We start from the raw sequence: 809 nt of genomic DNA on the forward strand, positions 1-809 counted from the left end.
CGCGGAGGGTGCGGCGCCGTGTGGGTCCGGGGCCGGCGATCGGGGGGCGCGCCGCGCGCCGGCGGAGCGGGGGTTCTCACGGCCGTTTCCCCTTCCTGCGTCCCGGGGGCGCCACCGCGGCGGCGTCGGCCAGGCCGATCTCCGCCGCGAGGGCCCACATGGCCCGGCGGACGGCGCCGCGCGGGTCGAGATCCTGGATGCGGCCGGAGTCCTGGGCGTCCTGCAGTTCGCGGAAGCCGGCCGGGATGACGGAGCCGGCCACGGGGGTGCCGGTGATGCGCGAGATCAGCTGCGGCTGCACGGGGCCGGTGCGGCCGTGGCGGTTGACCACGGTGAGCAGTTCGCGCGGTTTGCGGATGTGCAGCCGGTCCCACATCCGCACGGTGCGGTTGACCGCCCGCACGGCGATCACGTCGGGGGTGGTGACCAGCAGGGCGGTGTCGGCGCTCTCGACGGCGGTGGCGCCGGGAGGGCTGGTGTGGGAGCCGCAGTCCACGATCACGGTGTCGTAGCGGGCGCGGACGGCGTGGAGGAGGCGGCGGGTGGAGTCCTCGGTGACCTCCTCGCCGCGCTCGCCCTCGGCCGGGGCGATCAGCAGTGACAGGCCGGTCTCGTGCGGGAAGACCGCCTCGGCGAGGACCTGGGCGGAGATGTCCGGCAGTCCGGCGAGGTCGACGACGGAGCGGCGGAACTGCACGTCGAAGTAGGAGCCGACGTCCCCGCCGAGCAGGTCGAGGTCGACCAGGGCGACGCCGCGTCCGCCACCTCCCGCGGCGGGGTCGCCGGGGGCGGCTGTCTCTTATACAACT

General features: G+C 75.5%; 1 protein-coding gene. It reads right to left on the reverse strand.

The annotated features are described in order from the left end of the window. Nucleotides 1-76: 76 nt before the first annotated feature. Nucleotides 77-697 (reverse strand): CpaE/TadZ family protein, encoded by a 621-nt coding sequence (locus FOE67_RS27360; RefSeq protein ID WP_182667499.1) that lies wholly within the window; start codon nt 695-697, stop codon nt 77-79. Nucleotides 698-809 lie beyond the last annotated feature (112 nt).

The sequence above is a fragment of the Streptomyces calidiresistens genome (genome assembly GCF_014141525.1).
In the GTDB taxonomy this organism is placed as follows: domain Bacteria; phylum Actinomycetota; class Actinomycetes; order Streptomycetales; family Streptomycetaceae; genus Streptomyces; species Streptomyces calidiresistens.